This is a genomic window from Sediminibacterium sp. GW821-FHT12F12 (genome assembly GCF_058806635.1).
Map to the genome: position 1 here is coordinate 228,361 of NZ_JBXAPW010000004.1, position 19,991 is coordinate 248,351.

At 45.8% G+C, this 19,991-nt stretch carries 16 protein-coding genes and 1 tRNA gene; 14 read left to right on the forward strand and 3 right to left on the reverse strand.

All coding sequences use genetic code 11. The annotated features are described in order from the left end of the window. The first annotated feature begins 9 nt into the window (after positions 1-9). Entirely contained in the window at positions 10-1,668 is a 1,659-nt protein-coding gene (cysI, locus tag AC1RNB_RS08555; RefSeq protein WP_493082254.1) for an assimilatory sulfite reductase (NADPH) hemoprotein subunit, read from the forward strand. A 72-nt stretch (positions 1,669-1,740) separates the two neighbouring features. Then, positions 1,741-3,279, forward strand: a complete 1,539-nt coding sequence (locus AC1RNB_RS08560) for a TSUP family transporter (RefSeq protein ID WP_493082255.1) — start codon at positions 1,741-1,743, stop codon at positions 3,277-3,279. A 145-nt stretch (positions 3,280-3,424) separates the two neighbouring features. On the opposite strand, the gene AC1RNB_RS08565 is transcribed toward AC1RNB_RS08560, so the two are convergent. Then, on the reverse strand, positions 3,425-4,237 hold the full coding sequence (locus tag AC1RNB_RS08565) for an SDR family NAD(P)-dependent oxidoreductase (RefSeq protein ID WP_493082256.1): 813 nt from the start codon (positions 4,235-4,237) through the stop codon (positions 3,425-3,427). A 185-nt stretch (positions 4,238-4,422) separates the two neighbouring features. Here AC1RNB_RS08565 and AC1RNB_RS08570 point away from each other — a divergent pair, with 185 nt between their 5' ends. The 8 genes from AC1RNB_RS08570 to AC1RNB_RS08605 all read left to right on the forward strand — a co-directional run bounded on the left by AC1RNB_RS08570 (position 4,423) and on the right by AC1RNB_RS08605 (position 13,339). Further along, positions 4,423-4,887, forward strand: coding sequence for a (2Fe-2S)-binding protein (locus AC1RNB_RS08570; RefSeq protein ID WP_493082257.1), 465 nt, complete (start codon positions 4,423-4,425; stop codon positions 4,885-4,887). Positions 4,888-4,918: 31 nt separating this feature from the next. Then, complete coding sequence (locus tag AC1RNB_RS08575; RefSeq protein WP_493082258.1) at positions 4,919-7,180, forward strand: xanthine dehydrogenase family protein molybdopterin-binding subunit; 2,262 nt, start codon at positions 4,919-4,921, stop codon at positions 7,178-7,180. A 181-nt stretch (positions 7,181-7,361) separates the two neighbouring features. Then, a complete protein-coding gene (locus AC1RNB_RS08580) occupies positions 7,362-7,889 on the forward strand; it encodes a hypothetical protein (protein WP_493082259.1) in 528 nt (175 codons plus the stop codon). Between the two features lie 5 nt (positions 7,890-7,894). Then, on the forward strand, positions 7,895-8,068 hold the full coding sequence (locus tag AC1RNB_RS08585; protein WP_493082260.1) for a hypothetical protein: 174 nt from the start codon (positions 7,895-7,897) through the stop codon (positions 8,066-8,068). 405 nt (positions 8,069-8,473) lie between these two features. Beyond that, a complete protein-coding gene (locus AC1RNB_RS08590) occupies positions 8,474-10,219 on the forward strand; it encodes a tetratricopeptide repeat-containing sensor histidine kinase (protein WP_493082261.1) in 1,746 nt (581 codons plus the stop codon). A 12-nt stretch (positions 10,220-10,231) separates the two neighbouring features. Next, on the forward strand, positions 10,232-10,876 hold the full coding sequence (locus AC1RNB_RS08595; protein WP_493082262.1) for a response regulator transcription factor: 645 nt from the start codon (positions 10,232-10,234) through the stop codon (positions 10,874-10,876). Between the two features lie 320 nt (positions 10,877-11,196). Continuing rightward, positions 11,197-11,919: a hypothetical protein gene (locus tag AC1RNB_RS08600; protein WP_493082263.1), complete on the forward strand. Its 723-nt coding sequence runs from the start codon at positions 11,197-11,199 to the stop codon at positions 11,917-11,919. A 49-nt stretch (positions 11,920-11,968) separates the two neighbouring features. Next, a complete protein-coding gene (locus AC1RNB_RS08605) occupies positions 11,969-13,339 on the forward strand; it encodes a hypothetical protein (RefSeq protein WP_493082264.1) in 1,371 nt (456 codons plus the stop codon). A 153-nt stretch (positions 13,340-13,492) separates the two neighbouring features. On the opposite strand, the gene AC1RNB_RS08610 is transcribed toward AC1RNB_RS08605, so the two are convergent. Next, positions 13,493-13,696 carry a hypothetical protein gene (locus AC1RNB_RS08610; RefSeq protein ID WP_493082265.1) on the reverse strand — a complete coding sequence of 68 codons (204 nt, stop codon included), beginning with the start codon at positions 13,694-13,696 and terminating at the stop codon, positions 13,493-13,495. A gap of 1,028 nt (positions 13,697-14,724) precedes the next feature. Further along, a tRNA-Lys gene (locus AC1RNB_RS08615) sits at positions 14,725-14,800 on the reverse strand. 168 nt (positions 14,801-14,968) lie between these two features. On the opposite strand from AC1RNB_RS08615, the gene AC1RNB_RS08620 reads away from it, so the two are divergent. The 4 genes from AC1RNB_RS08620 to AC1RNB_RS08635 all read left to right on the forward strand — a co-directional run bounded on the left by AC1RNB_RS08620 (position 14,969) and on the right by AC1RNB_RS08635 (position 19,896). Beyond that, the gene (locus AC1RNB_RS08620) at positions 14,969-15,775 is read left to right on the forward strand and encodes an SDR family oxidoreductase (protein ID WP_493082266.1); all 807 of its coding nucleotides are present in this window, start codon (positions 14,969-14,971) and stop codon (positions 15,773-15,775) included. A 29-nt stretch (positions 15,776-15,804) separates the two neighbouring features. Next, positions 15,805-16,629 carry an SAM hydrolase/SAM-dependent halogenase family protein gene (locus tag AC1RNB_RS08625; RefSeq protein WP_493082267.1) on the forward strand — a complete coding sequence of 275 codons (825 nt, stop codon included), beginning with the start codon at positions 15,805-15,807 and terminating at the stop codon, positions 16,627-16,629. Positions 16,630-16,905: 276 nt separating this feature from the next. Continuing rightward, a complete protein-coding gene (gene lpdA, locus AC1RNB_RS08630; RefSeq protein ID WP_493082268.1) occupies positions 16,906-18,315 on the forward strand; it encodes a dihydrolipoyl dehydrogenase in 1,410 nt (469 codons plus the stop codon). Positions 18,316-18,483: 168 nt separating this feature from the next. Beyond that, on the forward strand, positions 18,484-19,896 hold the full coding sequence (locus tag AC1RNB_RS08635; RefSeq protein WP_493082269.1) for a PAS domain-containing protein: 1,413 nt from the start codon (positions 18,484-18,486) through the stop codon (positions 19,894-19,896). The last annotated feature ends 95 nt before the right edge of the window (positions 19,897-19,991 follow it).

The window sequence follows — 19,991 nt, forward strand, 5'->3', positions numbered from 1 at the left end:
ACAGCAAATATGTCAGAGAAATCAGCAATAGAAAAAATCAAGGAAGCCAGTGATGGTTTGCGTGGAACACTAAAAGAGAGTCTGCAGGACGAGATTACCGGCGCCATCCGGGAAGATGACCAGGCCGTGATCAAGTTTCATGGTATGTACCAGCAGGACGATCGTGATCGTAGGGAAGAGCGTGCCGCCAAAAAACTGGAACGGCTCTACTCATTTATGATACGGCTTCGTTTGCCCGGCGGTCTTTTAACACCGGAACAGTGGATAGCTGTACATGATGTGGCCGGAGAAAACTCGACAGGAGTAATCAAAATCACCTCAAGACAGACGCTGCAATTGCATGGAATCATCAAATCAAAGATCAAGCCCACTATCCAATCCTTTAGCGAAGCCAAACTGGATTCGATAGCTACCTGTGGCGATATTAACCGGAATGTATTGTGCAGTTCACATCCCAAAGAATCACCGTTACATGCAGCGGTTTTTGCGTATGCAGATAAGATCAGCCAGTTACTGATGCCGAAAACAAAAGCCTATTATGAAATATGGCTGGATGAAGAACCCCTGCTGGATAAAAAAGAGGAAGAAGATCCTTTGTACCAGGATCGGTACCTGCCGCGGAAATTCAAGATCGCCATTGCTATACCACCCAATAATGATGTGGATGTATTTGCTAATGATATTGGTTTGATTGCAGTGATAGAAAATCAACAATTGAAAGGATTTAATATTGCCATTGGTGGCGGATTATCCAGCACCCACGGTAATCCGGAAACCTATCCGCGGCTGGCAACACTGATTGGTTTTGCAAATAGTGAAGAGAAAACACTAAAAGCGGTCTATGAAATTGCCACCATACAACGCGACTATGGCAATCGCAGCGACCGCAAACTGGCCCGTTTAAAATACACAGTAGACAGGCTGGGCGTAGATTGGTTTAAAGCGGAACTGGAGCGGCGTACCGGTTTCGTGCTGGAGCCAGTTCGCCCTACGTCATTTACCAGCCGCAAAGATCATTTTGGCTGGTTTAAAAATGAAGAAGGTCTTTGGTACTATACCGCTTTTGTAGAGAATGGACGGATCCTGGATGATGAAAGCTCGCAGTTAAAATCCGCCCTGCTGGCAGTGGCGCATACCGGTAAAGCTAATTTCCGCTTTACCTGCAACCAGAATGTGATCATCAGTGATATAAGCGAAGCGGATAAAGCGGTTATCGACAATATTCTGGATCAGTATGCCGTAAAACAGCGTACTGAAAACAGTTCCGTCATCAGACTGAATTCCATGGCCTGTGTGTCTTTGCCTACCTGTCCATTGGCATTGGCCGAGGCGCAACGGTATTTACCTTCTCTGCTCGATAAAATCGAAGGACTGTTGTTACAACACGCTTTGCAGAAAGAAGAGATCATTATCCGCATGACGGGTTGCCCCAATGGTTGTGCCCGTTCTTATGCAGCCGAGATCGGTTTTGTAGGAACGGCACCCGGAAAGTACAACCTGCAGCTCGGTGGTGACAGGATAGGGCAACGATTGAATAAGATCTACAAAGAAAATATCGGAGAAGAAGAAATTCTGGCTTCTTTAAACAGTTTGTTCGAAGTCTATGCAGCCGAACGAAATTCTACGGAAACCTTTGGTGATTTCTCTCTTCGTAAACAGTGGGTGTGATATTTGTTACTGCGATTTACGGGGAAGATTGTTCTGCAACTATGTCTTTCCTGTGCTATTCTAATCAATATTATGTCGTTACCAATTGAACCTACAGTAATACCCGGATCTGAGAATACGCTGTTCCCTGTTTTTCTGAAACTGGAAACATTGTCGGTGCTATTGGTAGGTGGAGGAAATGTAGCATTGGAGAAACTGCAGGCATTGCTGAATAACGCACCCCGAACCCGTATCAGGATGGTGGCTATTACGGTAGATGAAAGAATCCGCCAACTGGCTACCCGTTTCCCGGCCGTTAGTATTGAGAAGAGAGCTTATGTAGCGGCAGATCTTGCCGGAATCGACATCCTGGTAGTAGCGGTGAATGATATTCCGCTCAGCGAAGCGATCCGGAAGGATGCCAAAGCAAAAGGGATCCTGGTAAATGTGGCAGACAAACCCGCTCTCTGCGATTTTTACCTCGGCTCAATTGTGCAAAAGGGTAACCTGAAGATCGCCATCTCTACCAATGGTAAATCGCCTACCATTGCCAAGCGTTTAAAGGAAGTATTGAATACCATCATCCCCGCCGAAATAGATGATGTACTCAACGATATGCAGCATATCCGGCAACAACTGGATGGAGATTTTTCGGATAAGGTGAAACAACTCAATGACCTTACCAAAGTACTTGTAGCCAAACAGGTTTCTCTCGCAGAAGTGAACCTGAAAAAAAGCAGGGAAAAAAAATGGCAGCAGATCGTTAAAGTATGCCTGTTTGCTTTTGTATGCATGATCCTGGGTGCTGCTGTATTTTCTTATTTTCCCGCCAAAGAAGTATTCGGCGCTGTAAAATCCATCCCCGACTATATAGATGTTTCTTCTTTCCTGATCATGTTACTCACTGGTTTTATGGCACAGATGGTGGATGGCTCACTCGGTATGGGTTACGGAACTATTTCTACTACTTTCCTGCTGGCCAATGGTGTCAATCCTGCCGTGGTAAGCAGCAGGGTGCATTCGGCAAGAGTTTTTTCGAGTGGTGTGTCGGGCTATAGTCATCACCGCTTTGGTAACATCAATAAAAAATTATTCAAAACTCTCGTAATCCCCGGAATTTTCGGTGCAGTTGCAGGTGCCACACTCGCCTTTATCGGTCAACAGTATTCAACCTATGTACGGGTACCCCTGGCTATCTATACCTGTTACCTCGGCTATTTTATCATTAAAAAAGCAATCAGGAAAAAATCTCATCAGGATAAAGTAAAACGAGCCGGCTGGCTGGCGGGTATCGGTGGTTTTATGGATGCATTTGCCGGTGGTGGATGGGGGGCACTGGTTACCAGTACACTGATCTCTAAAAGAAAAAGTCCCCGTTATGTCATTGGCTCGGTTTGTCTCGCAGAATTTTTTGTAGTGTTTGCAAGTGCCGTTACTTTTTTTATTCTGTTACAACATATTCCGCTGGGAGATGTACTGGGACTGATCATCGGCGGTATCATTGCCGCACCCATTGCCGCCAGGCTGGTAGGTAAACTGCCCTTAAAAACCATGTACTTCCTGGTAGGAGGCCTGGTAATCTGCACCAGCCTCTTCACCCTCTGGAAATCCATCAGTATCCTGCTTCGCTAAATAATAAGAAAATCAGAAGTTACCTTTCTCAGCCAAAAAGAAATTGCTTTTGTTCCATTCATCTGTTCGTCTGTTCCTCTGTTCCTTGTTCGTCTGTTCCCCTGTTCCTCCTCTCTCTTATCATGCGGCTGCCTATGTGGATGATTTAAAAAGGAGAGGGGCTCACCGATGTCCACCCGCCATCCACAATCAGGGTCTGCCCCGTAATCTGCCTCGCTTTGTCTGAAACAAGAAACAAAGCCGCTTCTGCAATATCCTCCACACTTGCCGGCCGGCCCATGGGTGTAAGGGCAGACCAGGTTTGCGTATACCCCGGATCATCCAATGTTCTTTCTGTTAAGGTGGCTCCGGGGGCGATGGCATTTACGGTGATCTGAAAAGGAGATAGCTCAATCACCAGGTTTTTGGCCAGCATTTCCAATGCCGCTTTGCTCATGCTGTATGCTGCCAATTGTTTGTGAGCCTGGTGACCGGTAACCGAAGAAGTAAACAGGATGGTACCACCCCCTTTCTGTTCTTTCATCTGCTGTGCAGCTGCCTGAGCGAGGAAAAAACTACCCGCCAGGTTTACCTGCATTACCCGCTGAAACGCTTCGGGTGTATACGTGAGAAAATCGCCAAACAAAGTGATACCGGCATTGGCAATCACCATATCCAGTTTTCCATAAAGGATTACGGTATGGGCAACCATGTTTTGAATACAGGTAATATCACTGGCATCGCCAGCAAAAGCGAGGCATTTGTTACCGGTTTCTGCCGTAATCAATGCGGCTGCACGGTGGGTCAGGTCAGGATCAATATCGTTCAAAACTACCTGAGCGCCCCGGGCGGAGAGTTTTTTGCAGATCTCAAAACCGATACCTTGTCCGGCACCGGTTACAATCGCGGTTTTTTGGGTAAATGGCATGCAATCGGTAATGGTCTTACCGAATATACTGAAAAGGATGGCTGGTTGCACTGGAGTAGAAGTAAATCGTATTTTTACTAGTACCCGCAGGTATAATCGGAAGGGAGCGGGGTAATACCTGTTATAAGCAACAAAAATTGTTTGTTTTTTGTATTTAATTCTTTGAATTCAATTGTAGATTACGAAAGAAAAAAGAGAATATTACTCAGTTCCAAAAGCCTGAAAATATACACACTATGGCAAAATTTAGTCTGAAGGTTAACGGTAAAAAAATGGATGTGGACGTAGATCCCGCTACCCCGATTTTATGGGTTCTGCGCGATCACCTGCACCTTACGGGAACCAAGTACGGATGTGGCGTTGCTTCCTGCGGCGCCTGTACCATTCATTTGAACGGGAAAGCGGTTAGGTCCTGTCAACTGCCGGTATCGGCCGCCGGTAACCTCGACATTACCACGATCGAAGGGTTGTCTGAAAAGGGCGATCACCCGGTACAGAAAGCCTGGCTGGAACTGGATGTGGCGCAATGCGGCTACTGCCAGACCGGGCAGATCATGAGCGCATCCGCCCTGCTGAAATCCAATCCCCATCCCACCGATGCGGATATCGATAATTTCATGAGTGGCAATATCTGTCGTTGCGGAACCTATCTGCGGATCAAAGAAGCCATTCATACAGCCGCCAAAAACACAAGCAAATAATCTACACTACTATTCAATAAAGTGCCTATTTATGGGAAACGATAAGAATATTTATAGCCGTCGGTCTTTTCTGAAAGTCAGTTCCCTTACCGGTGGCGGTATGATGATTGGTTTTAGCTGGATGGCCAGTCTGAAGCCCACGGAAGTACTGGCAGGCACGGGCAATACCGCTGCTGCCGAATGGATTGAACTGACCGGCTTTGTAAAAATCACACCGGACAATCTGATCAAGATCATGTCGCCCAATCCGGAATTCGGACAGAACGTGATCACTTCCATGCCCATGATCATTGCCGAGGAGCTGGATGCCGATTGGAAAAAGGTAGTGGTAGAACAGGCAGATTTCAATATCCCTAAGTATAAAAATCAGTTTTCAGGTGGAAGTCAGTCCATACGCCAGGGCTGGCAATTATTAAGAAAAGCCGGTGCATCGGCTAAAGCCATGCTGCTGCAGGCGGCTGCTGCCGAATGGAATGTGCCGGTTGCCGAATTAACGGCTTCGCAGGGTGTAGTGTACCACAAAGCCAGCGGCCGTTCATTGGCTTATGGGGCTTTGGCCACGGCCGCTTCTAAATTGCCCATTCCGGAAAAAGTGGAACTGAAAAAAACAACCGATTTTTCGCTGCTCGGTACGGCACAGAAAAATGTGGAAGGCCAAAAAATTGTAACAGGCAAACCCCTGTTTACATTGGATTACCAGCAGGAAGGCATGTTGATTGCCATGACCATCCGGCCTACGGCTTTTGGCATGCAGCTGAAATCGTTTGATGCTGCCGAGGCGCTGAAAATGCCGGGTATCAAAAATGTGTTTGATATCAAAGTGTATAAAGAAGGATATGAAAGAGCCGGATTTGACACCCGTACGTTCAATCATTTAATAGTAGTGGTAGGTAATACCACCTGGGAAGTAATGAATGCAAGAAAAAAGATCGCCATTCAGTGGGAACCGATGCCCGAGAAAAAGGAAATGGTAGCAGGCTGGGGTGGAAAAAAAGAAGAGCTGATTCCGGCAGGTTTGGAAAGTTCTTCAGATCATCTGAAGAACATGCGCGATAGGCAGAAACAACCTGCCCCTGTTTTACGGAAAGATGGTAACCCGGAAGAAGCTTTCGCAAAAGCCAAAAAAGTGCTGGAAAGAACGTACTCCGCGCCGTTTCTGCCGCATAATACCATGGAGCCCATCAGTTGTTTTGCTCATGTAACAGAAGAGAAAGCTTTTTTTGTAGCACCTACCCAGGTGCCTGATTTTATCAGACCCACGCTGGTGGCTAATCTGGGCATACCCGCTTCTAAACTGGAGATCCAATTGGCCAGGATGGGTGGCGGTTTTGGCAGGAGAGCCTATTGTCATTATATGGTAGAAGCCGGATTGATTTCGCAGAAGATGAAAGCACCTGTTAAGCTAGTGTACACCCGGGAAGATGATATGACCAATGGGGTTTATCGTCCATCATATATGGTAACGTATAAAGCGGCCATTGATGAGAAAAACAATGTTACCGCTATTCATATCAAAGGGGGCGGTATTCCGGATAATGCCATTCATGCCAACCGTTTCCCGGCCGGTGCTTTTGAGAATTATCTCGCCGAAGGCTGGACCATCCCATCCAATATTACCATTGGTGCTTTCAGGGCACCGGGTTCCAACTTTATTGCAGGTGCCGAACAATCTTTTCTGGATGAACTGGCAGAAACCATCGGGAAAGATCCGATTGATTACAGAATTGAACTGTTGCAAAAAGCCAAAGCCAATCCTGTAGGCAAAAACAATGATTACGATGCCGACCGTTATATCGGTGTGCTGGAACTGGTAAAAGAAAAATCGGGTTGGGGTAAACCCAATACCAAAAATGTACGCAGGGGTGTGGCGGCTTATTTCTGTCATAATTCCTATGCAGCACATGTGGTGGATCTGACTATGAAAAACGGACAGCCCGTGGTGGAGAAAGTAGTTTCTGCAATGGATTGTGGACTGGTGGTTAACCCGGAGGGCGCTGCCAATATGGTAGAAGGTGCCGTAGTGGATGGTATCGGTAATGCTTTGTATGGTGGTCTTATCTTTGAAAAAGGCGAACCTAAACAGAAGAATTTTAACCAATACCGGATGATCAGGCATAGGGAAGCACCTAAACAAATAGAAGTGCATTTTGTCAAAAACAATATCGATCCCACCGGTTTGGGCGAACCTCCGTTCCCACCCATTTTCGGGGCAATGGCCAATGCGCTGTATAAAGTAACCGGTAAACGTTTTTATGACCAGCCTTTTCAAAATTCATTGGATAAGAAAGGGTAGGGTAGTCGAAAAATGCTTTCACCCTGGCTAAAACTATTTGATAAAAAGGTGCCAACGTTATCCTGAGCATGCTTAAAAGAAGTCTGAAATAGGAATGCCTGGAAGAGGTTTGGGGATATATAGGACTGCTGTACCCTGTATTTTCGACTGTTTTAACCATAGTTTTTCGTAAATTTACTAGGTGAAAAAAAACAAACCAGTACATCTTGATTTTGTGGTAGATAAGCTCACAAACTCCATCCAGAACACAATTTCGGGAGACAGTTTCGCTACTGAAGTACTACGTTTAACCAAGGTTGATCTAAAACAGATAACCAAAAAGACCGGTTGGAACTTTGACTGGAAAGGAGAACTTACGAGCAATATAAAAGAGGTTTTTAAACTAACCATTCTGAACAATCCCAATATTATACAAGGCTTGCTTAGTTTAACCTTGGAACCTGACCACGTATATATGCACCTGCTCGAAAATGCACCATTTAATATTGGACAAACTAAATTGTATGAAGGGGTGGCTGGGAACCTGGTTGCACATGCCTGTAAAGTTTCATTTCAACAGGGTTATGAGGGGTTTGTAGGCTTTACCGCTAAAACAAAGCTCATTGGCCATTACCAGAAAACATTAGGTGCTTATACCTTGGGAGGAAACAGGATGATTATCCCAACCGACGCTGCGCAATTTTTAATTAATAAATACTTTAAATCCTAAATATCATGGGACACATAAAAGAACCCAAAGGCGTTGACTTTATAATTGCAAGCGAGCCATTAACTGATAAAGCCCGGAAAGAGATTAGTGATTTTATTCGCAATTACAAAGCAAAAACTGTCAGTAAAAAGAAGAAATCATCAGCAATCTCAAAACAATTGAGGGCTGCTAATGCTTAACTCTGATGCAATTTTTGGTCGCCTGATCAACAACAACTCAAATTGTGGCAGACTGTCTTTCCCTTTTTGTTCCCACCCCCGCTCTTCAGAGCGGCGGAGACATCAGGTTGCAATTCTTTATGCGGGACTTTAGTTCCGAGTAAAGAATTTTATAAAAGAGTACTAAAAATCTTCCGAACACCTGTGGTCGCCTGACCAACAATAACTCATTCAACACTACCCCCGTACCCAATAAAAGCAGTGACGGTTTTATGAAAAAGGTGTTAATTAATTTGGCTTGTTGACTCAGCAGCTGCACGGAGATGTTCCTGTTTATCATTGCTTTAGACAGATTATTTGAAGCGTTTTTTGTAGATTGCTGCTTGTTGCATCAATGATAAACAGAACAGAACTTTTCACTGAACTATGCGGATAGCCAGGGCCTTTGTAAGTTATTTTCTCTGCTGTTGCTGTTTTTTCCTGCCCGCAAAAGCCTGGAGCAACCACCAGGACCTTTCGGTAAAGATAGAAGCGGCCAACAGTATCCGCAACGATGCTGTTGCCATCGATTCTCTTTTTCACATCATCCGTAACAACCGGTTATCACCCCGGGACGATCTGGCCGCTAAAAACAATCTCGTTTTTCGCCTGTCTGCCTCGCAGCGGTTTGATGAAAGTCTGAAACTCTGCCATGATAATATTTCACTATCCAGGCAATTACAGCAGGATAGTGCAGAATGTGTGTACACCAAACTGCTGGGCATTACATATTATTTCATGAAGCAGAACCGGCAGGCAAAGGTTTGGTTTGAGAAAGCACTTGCCATGGCCGAACAAAAAGGTTATCATAAAATCATCTATAGCTGCAGTAATAATATCGGTGGGATCCTGCTGGATGAAAAAGACTATGCCCGCGCAGAAAAGCCCCTGTTACGGGCACTGGAACTAATGACTCAACAGGGAGCCAAAAAAGAGGAGCTGTTCATTACCAGAAGGCTGCTGGCCACTTTATACGATTACCAGGGCAAACCAAAGGCGGCAGAAGATATGTACAAGGCAACCATTAACGCCAGCCTGGCCGAAAAAGACAGTATTTATGCTGCGTATGCCATGACATTTTATGCCGACCTTTTATGGAAACAGCAGCAACATGCAAAAGCCATAACTACCGGGCAGAAAGCCATTGAAATAGAGAGAAGACACAATGATAAAAATGCGCTGCTGACCAGTTTGATCCTGCAGCGGAAATACATCATTGGCCAGCGTGATTTTAAAGAGCTGGCATCATTGGATTCGGAAATTATAGCAGAACAGAAGCAACTCTTTTCTACCGATCTGAACAAAGAGATCAGTGAAACAGAAGTAAAATACAAAACAGCTGAAATTGTTTACCAGAAACAACTGGGAGAGCTGGCGGCAAAGAAAAAGCAGCAGCTTACCATGGTTGTTTTTACAGGAGTGCTGCTGCTGGGAACCCTGTTGTTTGTGATTGTTTACCAGCGTAACCGCGCCCGGCAACAATCTCAGCTGGAAGCCGAAAAAATCAAAGCCATTATTATGGGCGAGGAACAGGAAAGGCTGCGTATGGCCGGCGAGCTGCACGATGGGGTGGGGCAGATGATGAGTGCAGCCAAAATGAATCTCTCGGCGCTGGAGCAGCAATTACAATTGTCTGATGAAGCAACTGCCCGCAAATACCAGCAGGTAATTTCACTGGTAGATACCAGTTGCGCAGAGCTGCGGAATATTGCCCATAACCTGGCACCTTATTCGGTACAGCAACTGGGTTTTGCCGATGCTTTGCGCAACCTGGTACAGAAAATTGACCAGGAAAAACTGGCGATCAACCTTTTTATGGATCCCTTACCCGAGCCATTGGATGAAGTAAGGGCCAGCACCTTATTCCGGGTAATACAGGAGTGTATCAACAACGTACTGAAACATGCGGATGCTAAGAACCTCGATATTGCCGTGATCTATGAAAAAGAGGAGCTGTCGGTTAGTATTGAAGATGACGGGAAAGGATTTGACGTGCAGGATACAAATAGTTCGCCAGGAATTGGTATGGAGAATATCCGTAAACGGATCCATTATCTCGATGGTACGGTAGAGTGGGATAGTGCGCCGGGTAAAGGAACGCTGGTAGCTATCAGTATTCCCCTGAAATTGTAAAGCAACCAGAATATGTCAGCGAACAGGAAAATGAAAATTGCTATTGTAGATGATCACCAGATCGTGATCGATGGTATCATGTCGCTGCTTGATGGCCATCCGGATATGGAAGTGGTGTTTGGTACTACTTCTGCCCACCTGCTGCTGCAGAAAATAGAACAACTGCAGCCAGATGTATTATTAACCGATATCATCATGCCCGAAATGGGAGGAAGAGAGCTGGCCCAAAAAGTGAGCGACATGAATCCCCGGATCCGGATCATTGTATTAAGCATGAACGGATCGCCGGAACTGGTGCAGCAGATGATCGATGAATCCAATATTGCCGGTTATATTGTTAAGAATATCAGTAAACAGGAATTGGTAAAAGCCATTGAAACTGTGTTTAACGGAGGTCTGTTTTTTAGTCAGGATATCAGCGAAGAACTGAAAAAATGGAGAAAACACAGCCAGCATGCCTCGGAAGATCGCCTTACCCAGCGCGAAATACAGATCATACTGCTGATTGAAAAAGAAATGAACACCAAACAGATCGCCGCCGCTTTGAATATCAGTGAGCGCACCGTAGAAACCCACCGGAAAAATATCTTCCGCAAAACCCAGACACATACCGTGCTGGGACTGATCAAATACGCTTACCTGAACCGCCTGGCCTGATGATACGGTAAAAATACCCTGTACAGGGTATTGTTCCGCGCCGGCCGATCCTTGAGTTTTGTATCCGGCAAAACGGAATTATGAATGCACATAGAAAGGAGTACCGTGCCCTGGCGGCTGCGTTAAACGCAACGCTACGGGCTGTATCCTGTTCTCCCATCATCCCATATCCCGCTTTACTTCCCAATATCTTATCCAACCTAACACCCGTTCACGTACCTATCCCTGCATATTTTTTTCAGGCAGGGAAAGAACAATATGTGTAACGGAAGCTGTAACAGTCTGCATAAATATTTAAATCAACCGCATAAACCATGATGATGAAAAAAACGAACCTGTTTATCCTGAAAAACCTGCTGATACCGGCTGTGGCGCTGGTGTTTTTGTCAACTGTAGCCAATGCACAAAAAAGCGGATTGTCGCTAAAATTCAATACCGGTATGTCTTTCTCCAAACCTGGGGGTGATCTCGGTAAAGTAGCTGTCAAAGGAAAAATGCAGTTGTTTCTTACTACCGAATTGGGATATCATATATCGTATTCTGCCAAATCAAGATACGGCTTTAAGATTGCAGCAGTGGCGGCACAGGACAATATCAATTTTATTGCTGCAGATAGAAGTACAGAACTGAAGATCTCTGTTCCCGGTGTGCGGGCGAGGCTGTACCCTTTTGCTGCCAATGGACGGTTTGAAGATGCGCTCGAGAAAGCATTGCCTGGCGGGAAAATGCCTTTTATGGTAAGAATGCCGCTGTACGTGGCTATTTACTCAGCACTGAACAGCTTGCATTTCGATTATGGAACCGGGTTTGGAAAAATTCTCGAAACCGATTATGCCGGTACCGGATTCAAAGATGTAACCGTGAACAGAACCATGACATTTACCGGATGGGGATTACAACCGCAGATCTTCCAGTCTGAGAAAGGTAAATGGACCGCCAATGCCGTATTTGATTTCGGAACCTATAGCTGGAAGAATGCCAACGGGGGAACATCTTCCAGTAAAACCAGTCATGTAGGTTTTGGGGTTCAGTATCATTTTTAAGGCATTTTATAAACAACAGTAGCCACCAACCATGATAAAAAGAGAAAGGATGAAGACCGTATTATTGATAGCATCGTACTTCCTTTTACTGCAAACCGCTGTTTCGCAGGAAAAGACCCTTGCGAGGGAGCTGGGTTATACCGACCAGGTAAAGCGGGTAGAGGAAGTAGAATACCGGTATAAAGAAACGCTGAATAAGTATGAAGTGGTGAGAGAACGCACTCTTGAGTTCGATAAAGGCAAACTCATGTTGGAGGTTAATAAGAGTAATGTAATCATGTACAAAGAAACCAGCAAAACCTATGTGTATAACAACAAAGGCAACCTGGTATCGGTTACGGAAAAAACAGGATCCGATACGCCACTTGTTTACCTGTACTCTTGCCAGAACGGTAAACTGGTAAACAAAAAGAATAATAACACAAAGTATCCGCTGGATGTTTTGTACGAATACAACAGCAAGGGGCAACTAACAAAAATTACTACGCGCAGGGGGGGAGTGGTAACTACCATCAACGAATACGCAGATTATAAAAATGCCGGTACCTATACGCTTACAGAACATACTTATTACGGCGGTCAATTATCGTTCATAGAAACCAGCACTTATGTAAACGATGTAAAGCAGAAAATGCGTTTTCTGATGCAGTCAACCGGCAAAACAACGGAGCATACCTACCAGTACGACCAGCGCGGAAAACTGGTAGAAGAAACCATTGATAATACGGTGGTAAAAAATGAATATAAATACGACGACAGGGGCAATGCTTTCCAGGTAAAAATGGGTGGTACGCCCAATACTTTCCGGTTTTGTAAGATACAGTACAATGATGGACTGGCACTGGGAACCACCGAATTATCCGCTTATTTTGTGCAGCAGTACGATAAGAACTCGAAAAGTTATACCTATAATAAACTGAACACTTCCCAGGTCACAAATATCAATGCTTTGTTGAGCATGCTGGATGAAGATGTTACGATTGAAGTACTGAAACTGGCCGACAATTCATTCAGGGTGCGCACTTCTGATGGGGAGGATCTGACCAAAGCTGTCAGCGCCGCCAAATCGCCCAATGGAACGGACCTCGTTATCTATGAAGCGATGATGGATCAGACCCTGATCTATAAAGGATTTTATCTGCCGGCAACTGCCAAAGATAAATGGATGGAGATGACGCTGTTGCCTGATTCGGAAGATGGCTGTTACTGGTTTCTTAACAGTGCTACCAAGGGGTACAATATTATCAAAGAAGGCCGCTATATTAACCTGGCCAACGAAAAATACAAACTTGTTCCGCAACCCGGCAATACAGGTAATTACCTGCTGCAGCAGAACGGAGTGGATAAATTTCTGATGAAGGGGGTGGCTGGTAAAAAGATGGATGAGTTTCATCCGCTTGAGCAGATCAAAGCAAAGTAAAGGATCCGGGTTAGCCGGTTGTATCATTGCTACATTCTGGGGGAATGTATATAGAAGCTCCCACTTCAAAAGACTGCTGTCAGCGGATTTTTTGGGTGGGGCTTTCTGCGTTTGGAGAATGTCTGGTGGGTGCTATGCAGCTGGCAAATGCCATCAGGCACGTTTAACCGCTTTTTGATATGTCAGGTAGGTAGTAATAAATCCAAAGAAAGGTACCACAAGAGAAAGTAATTGCAGCTCTTTTTTTCTACGCGTATCTATTACAAAACTCGCATGCAATTTCCCTATCAGTTCAAAAGATCTGAATAACAAATACACATTTAAAACAACAGCCAGCAGCAGTAAGGCTTCTTTCATGTTACTAATATAAGTAGATTTTCAGGCCGATGCAACTGTTGAAGGAGAAACTGTAGAGAATGAATATGTCAACCACTGCTTTTATCATAACCCCATGCTTCAGCATGGGGGTTAACAATTCCCTGATTGGTTGCCGGGCTTCAGCCCCAGGGTCAGGGCTGAAGCCCGGCGGCAAATTACGGTTGATTGCCCCAGCCTGAAGGCTGGGGTTAGCGAAGAGTGGTATGCTTAACGGCATAAAACCAACTGATATATAGGCCGTCAACTGACAACTGAGGAGTGCCACCCAATTATAAAAAGCACAACATTGCTGTGAGGCTTTCCCTTCTCCGCAGGGTGTCGAATTAAATAAAGAAAGAAAGTTCCCCGCAGGTGTCTCTCGATAGAGGACCCTGTGGGGAAGAACGGTAAGTGAACTAATAGTAAACCGATCATAACGAAAACAGTAGTTGTTCTATGGGTAGAACCCGTACTAAATAAATTCCTTCTCCGAGAGTCGTCTTAATAAAAATGTTCTCCGCAAACGTCACTCGTAAAGAACTACGCGGATTAGAAGTAGCTGAAAATCCGGTTAAAATAGTTTTTGTTTAAAGTGAGTATTAAGCACACCGTAGACCGTAGGGTACTCTGCGAGAGACCCTACGGAGAAGGAAAGAAGAAACTGTGGAGAACGAATATGTCAACCACAGCTTTTATCATAACCCCATGCTTCAGCATGGGGTTAACAATTCCCTGATTGGTAACCGGGCTTCAGCCCCAGGGTCAGGGCTGAAGCCCGGCGGCAAGTTACGGTTGATGGCCCCAGCCTGAAGGCTGGGGTTAGCGAAGAGCAGTATGATTAACGGCATAAACCAACTGATATATTGGCCGGCAACTAACAACGGTGGAGAGCCACCCAATTATATAAAGCACAACATTACTGTGAGGCTTTGGTGATTCCGCCGGACTTCACGCTTTTGCGGGATCCATGGTTGTATAGTGTACAAATAAAAAAAAACACCGTACAAATTGTACAGTGTTTTTTACTTTGGTGATCCCGCTGGGACTCGGACCCAGGACCCATACATTAAAAGTGTATTGCTCTACCAACTGAGCTACGGAATCGAACCTTTTCCTTCGGAAGAAAAGCGCTGGGCTTTTTTCTTTGGGAGTGCAAAAATAGGTGAAATAAAAAAACAGCCAAATTTTTATAAAAGTATTTTCTGTTTTTTACACACATACCGTCAATAACTGATGAGGGAACTGCCTATTTTTGTGGAATAACCCCATACTATGTCAGTTTTTCAGCATAAAGTAGTTGTAATTACCGGCGGTTCGGAAGGAATTGGGAAAGCCCTGGTGGATGCTTTTCTGCAGGCAGGGGCCAAAGTGGCCACTTGTGGACGTAATTATGATAAACTGTACCAACTGCAATCCACCTATCCCGGCAAACCTTTGCTCATTCATACTGCTGATGTAAGCAAAGAAGCCGATTGCCAGAATTTTATCGAAGTAGCGGTAAAAGCCTTTGGTACCATTGATATCCTTATCAATAATGCCGGTGTATCTATGCGCTCGCTGGTAGCTGACGTAAAACTGGATACCATCCGCCAGGTAATGGACATCAATTTCTGGGGTACGGTGTACTGCACCAAATTTGCCCTGCCCTATATTACCCGCAATAAGGGAACCATAGTGGGTGTATCGTCTATTGCCGGTTACCGCGGTTTGCCCGGCCGCAGCGGTTATTCGGCTTCTAAATTTGCCGTAAACGGCTGGCTGGAAGCTTTGCGCACCGAATTGCTCGATAGTGGCACCAATGTAATGTGGGTTTGCCCCGGGTTCACCACTTCCAATATCCGCAATGTGGCATTGAATGCCCTCGGCAAATCGCAGGGCGAATCGCCGATGGATGAAGGCAAGATGATGAGCGCCGAAGAATGTGCCCAACATATCATCAAAGCCATCGAAAAACGCAAGCGTAGCCTCGTGCTCACCTTTACCGGCAAAAGAACCGTGTTCCTGAACCGTTTCTTCCCTTCACTGGCCGATAAGCTGGTCAGGAATTTTTTCTTTAAAAACGGGGAACTGGTGAAATAACCGGCCTGTACAAACGTTTACATGTCACCATGCCTATTCTAACCTTGACTTCGGATATAGGCCAGCGGGATTATCTTGTTGGTGCCATCAAGGGGCAGTTCGTGAACCTGATGCCTGACCTGAATATCTGCGATATCACGCATTATCTTTCCCAAACCAATTTTCCGCAGGCGGCATACACCTGTAACAATGCTTTCCGCTATTACCCGCCCGGCACTTTTCACCTGATTATTGTGAACCTGTTCGAGTCGGCAAGGCGTTATATGCTGGTGGCCCGGCACAAGGATCAATATATTATCTGTCCGGATAACGGCATCCTGACCATGATCACCGGCACCAAACCTACCGAACTGATCGGCATCGATATCGATAAACACCAGACCTTGTTGGAAATTACCCAGGAACTGGCTTTCGCAGTGGCCAATATCCAGGAATCGGGCAGTATCCGAGATAATGGTGTATCCGTTACCGACATCGAAGAAAAATACCCGCTACGTGCTACCATTGGTCCTGACTGGATGGAAGGACAGATCCTGTTCATTGATAATTTCGAGAACGTGGTCATTAATATCACCCGCGAAGAATTTAACCAGCAGCGGCAGGGCAGGAGCTTCAAGATCGTATTCAAACGCAACGAAACCATCGACACCATCAGCGATAACTATACCGCCGTTGGCGAATCGGAGAAACTGGCCTGGTTTAACTCGGCCGGTTATCTCGAAATAGCCCTCCGCAACGGCAATATGGCCGGACTCTTTGGTCTGCAGGGCTACAATGAACAGATGCAGCAAACCGGCTCGGCGTCGGGTAACAAGTGGTTTTATCAAACGGTGCGGATCTTTTTTGAAGCGTGAGGCGTGAATCGTGAGACGTGAATCGTCAGTCGTGAGTGGTGAGTAGGCAATTGTCAATGGTCAATGGGCAATACGCAATCACAGATAAAACGACATTCATTGACTATTCACCATTGACCATTCACAATTACGCCATCCCTCCCCACTCACTACTGACTACTCACGATTCACGTCTCACGATTGACGACTCACGCCTCCCGATTTGCCCGTTTCATCATTTGCCAGTATTTTTGCCTCCCCTTATGGGATATTCCTAATCTTATCAATCAATATACAATGGCATACGACGTAATTGTGTTAGGTAGCGGTCCGGGTGGTTATCCCGCTGCTATCCGTGCATCCCAGTTAGGCTTTAAAGTGGCGATCATCGAAAAAGAAAGCCTGGGTGGGATCTGTCTGAACTGGGGTTGTATCCCCACCAAAGCGCTGTTAAAAAGTGCGCAGGTGTACGAATACATGAAACACAGCACCAATTATGGTATTACCGCTACCGGTGTGGCACATGATTTTGGCGGTGTGGTAAAACGCAGCCGCGGAGTGGCCGATAAGATGAGTAAGGGTGTTCAGTTTCTGATGAAAAAGAACAAGATTGATGTGGTGATGGGCTACGGTAAGGTAAAGGCCAAAGGACAGATTGAAGTAACGGCTGCCGATGGAACCAAATCGGTGGTAGAAGGAAAATATATTGTAATTGCCACCGGTGGTCGCAGTAAAGAATTGCCTAACCTGAAACAGGACGGTAAAAAAGTGATCGGCTACCGCGAAGCGATGGTATTACCCGAGCAGCCCAAAAGTATGATCATTGTAGGAAGTGGTGCGATAGGTGTGGAGTTTGCCTATTTCTACAACAGCATGGGAACCAATGTAACCATCGTAGAGTTTATGCCACGCATTGTTCCGGTAGAAGATGAAGATATTTCCAAAGAACTGGAAAAACAATACAAAAAGCAGGGTATCGATATCATGACCAACGCTTCTGTTGAGTCTGTAGATACAAGTGGCGCAGGAGTAAAAGCTCTCGTGAAAAAACAGGATGGCAGCACCGTTACCCTGGAAGCGGATATTGTTTTAAGCGCGGTAGGCGTGGTAGCCAATATTGAGAATATAGGGCTGGAAGAAAACGGTATCAAAACCGAAAAAGGGAAAGTGGTGGTAGATGCGTACCAGCAGACATCAGTGCCGGGCATTTATGCCATCGGCGACTGTTCTCCCGGACAGGCTCTCGCGCACGTAGCTTCTAAAGAAGGTATCAACGCGGCAGAGCATATGGCGTATATGGAGAAAAAACTGCATCATTTGCCGGATGTAATGGATTATAACAATATCCCGGGTTGTACCTATTGTACGCCGGAGGTTGCCAGTGTAGGCTACACCGAGAAAGCGGCCAAAGAAGCCGGTTACGAACTCAAGATTGGTAAGTTCCCCTTCATGGCCAGCGGTAAAGCAAGCGCAGCCGGTGCTACCGAAGGTTTTGTAAAAGTGATCTACGATGCCAAATACGGTGAATTACTGGGTTGTCATATGATTGGTATGAACGTAACTGAATTTATCGTGGAAGCGGTAGTGGCCCGTAAACTGGAAACCACTGCGCATGAGATCCTGAACGCCAGTCACCCGCACCCCACCATGAGCGAAGGTATTAAGGAAGCAACGGCCGCAGCTTACGGAGAAGCGATTGATATTTAAGCTGGAACTTCCTCCTGATTTTTAGAAAAGGCCTTTTCGGGCCTTTTCTCTATTTTAGGGGTGCCGTATCTGCAAAACAGGCTTTACAGAATCAACTCCCCCGATATTCCTGCTTTTGTATAAATTGTATACGGTATCCGAAACAGGGAGCCATCTCCCACATTGCCTATGCAGCAGCATCACGAATTCATAGATAGTAATAAACTAAAGGCACTGGTTAATCATATTCCGGCTGCCATTTACCGTTGCCGCGGCGATGCATTTTTTACCCTCGAATTCTTCAGCGATGAAGTAGTGAAACTGACCGGTTACCCGCTGGATTATTTTCTGAGCAACAGGCGGGAGGGGTATTCCAGACTGGTTTTTCCCGAAGACTATCCCCGGCTCCGGGCTGCCATAGCGCAGGCTATAGCAGGTAAAGAAAAATACGAGATCGAATACCGGATCATCAAAAAAGGCGGTGAACTGCGCTGGGTATACGAAAGCGGGCAGGGTGTGTACGATGCAGCAGAGAATGTGATTTTTGTAGACGGCTGCATTTTTGATATTACCCATCGCAAACAAACCGAAGCCGCTTTGCTGAAAAGCGAAGATGAGGTAAAAAGACTGGCACTGGTGGCGCATAATACCACCAATGCCGTTTTGATTGCCGATGCAGTGGAGAATATTATCTGGGTAAATGATGGCTATGTACGCACCAGCGGTTATGCGCTGGAAGAGTTAAGACATAAAAAGTTAGGATATTCCCTGGAGGGCCCGGGCTTTGACCAGCAGGTAGCTGACCGGATCAGGGCGGCATTGGAAACAAGGGTGGCTTTTAAAGAAGAGTTTATCAGTCATACCAAAAGCGGGGAACAGATCTGGTTGGAGCTGGACTGTCACCCGCTGCAGGATGAAAATGGCCGGCACATGGGCTTTATGGCAATTGAAACCGATATTACCCTACGCAAAGATACCCAGAAACAACAGGAGGAACTGTTACAGCGTTTGCGTCTGGCCACCGACTCGGCGGGCATCGGTATTTTTGAAATTAACCTTGCCACCAATGAAGTGATCTGGGACGACCGGATGTATGAAATGTATGGATTTCCGAAAAACACCGAGTTAAGTCTTTATAAGATCTTCGGCAAAGCCCTGCACCCCGAAGATGCCGAAATGATGAATAAGATTATCGGGGACCTGTTATCGCTTAAAAAAGAGATCAATGGCGCCGTGTACCGGATTGTGAAGCCCGATGGCCGGATCAGGTATATTGAATCGCATGCCATCATCAAAAAATCAGAAAGCGGCCGCATTCTCAGCCTGATCGGAACCAACCGCGACATTACGGATGATGTGCTGGTACAGGAAAAGATCAAAATGCAGAACAAGGCCCTGCGGGATATTGCATTTATCCAGTCGCACGAAGTACGCAAACCCCTCGCCAATATCCTCGGCATGATCGAGATCCTTCACCACGAAGGCAGCTTACAAGGCCTCGAAATTTTTGACCACCTCGTAGAAAGCGCCAAAGAGCTGGACCAGCAGATCAGGGCCATTGTGGCGAAAACGAATACGATAGACGATGAGCTGTTTCGGTAGAGGGCGGTGAGTAGTGAGTAGTGAGTAGTGAGTAGTGAGTAGTGAGTAGTGAGTAGTGAGTAGTGAGTAGTGAGTAGTGAGTAGTGAGTAGTACT

What these genes read in the sequence shown, in the direction of transcription:
- AC1RNB_RS08590 (WP_493082261.1), top strand. Translation starts at nt 8,474, where the DNA reads ATGCGGATAGCCAGGGCCTTTGTAAGTTATTTTCTCTGCTGTTGCTGT.
- AC1RNB_RS08620 (WP_493082266.1), top strand. Translation starts at nt 14,969, where the DNA reads ATGTCAGTTTTTCAGCATAAAGTAGTTGTAATTACCGGCGGTTCGGAA.
- AC1RNB_RS08585 (WP_493082260.1), top strand. Translation starts at nt 7,895, where the DNA reads ATGGGACACATAAAAGAACCCAAAGGCGTTGACTTTATAATTGCAAGC.
- AC1RNB_RS08635 (WP_493082269.1), top strand. Translation starts at nt 18,484, where the DNA reads ATGCAGCAGCATCACGAATTCATAGATAGTAATAAACTAAAGGCACTG.
- AC1RNB_RS08570 (WP_493082257.1), top strand. Translation starts at nt 4,423, where the DNA reads ATGGCAAAATTTAGTCTGAAGGTTAACGGTAAAAAAATGGATGTGGAC.
- AC1RNB_RS08625 (WP_493082267.1), top strand. Translation starts at nt 15,805, where the DNA reads ATGCCTATTCTAACCTTGACTTCGGATATAGGCCAGCGGGATTATCTT.
- AC1RNB_RS08610 (WP_493082265.1), bottom strand. Translation starts at nt 13,696, where the DNA reads ATGAAAGAAGCCTTACTGCTGCTGGCTGTTGTTTTAAATGTGTATTTG.
- lpdA (WP_493082268.1), top strand. Translation starts at nt 16,906, where the DNA reads ATGGCATACGACGTAATTGTGTTAGGTAGCGGTCCGGGTGGTTATCCC.
- AC1RNB_RS08560 (WP_493082255.1), top strand. Translation starts at nt 1,741, where the DNA reads ATGTCGTTACCAATTGAACCTACAGTAATACCCGGATCTGAGAATACG.
- AC1RNB_RS08575 (WP_493082258.1), top strand. Translation starts at nt 4,919, where the DNA reads ATGGGAAACGATAAGAATATTTATAGCCGTCGGTCTTTTCTGAAAGTC.
- AC1RNB_RS08605 (WP_493082264.1), top strand. Translation starts at nt 11,969, where the DNA reads ATGAAGACCGTATTATTGATAGCATCGTACTTCCTTTTACTGCAAACC.
- AC1RNB_RS08600 (WP_493082263.1), top strand. Translation starts at nt 11,197, where the DNA reads ATGAAAAAAACGAACCTGTTTATCCTGAAAAACCTGCTGATACCGGCT.
- cysI (WP_493082254.1), top strand. Translation starts at nt 10, where the DNA reads ATGTCAGAGAAATCAGCAATAGAAAAAATCAAGGAAGCCAGTGATGGT.
- AC1RNB_RS08595 (WP_493082262.1), top strand. Translation starts at nt 10,232, where the DNA reads ATGTCAGCGAACAGGAAAATGAAAATTGCTATTGTAGATGATCACCAG.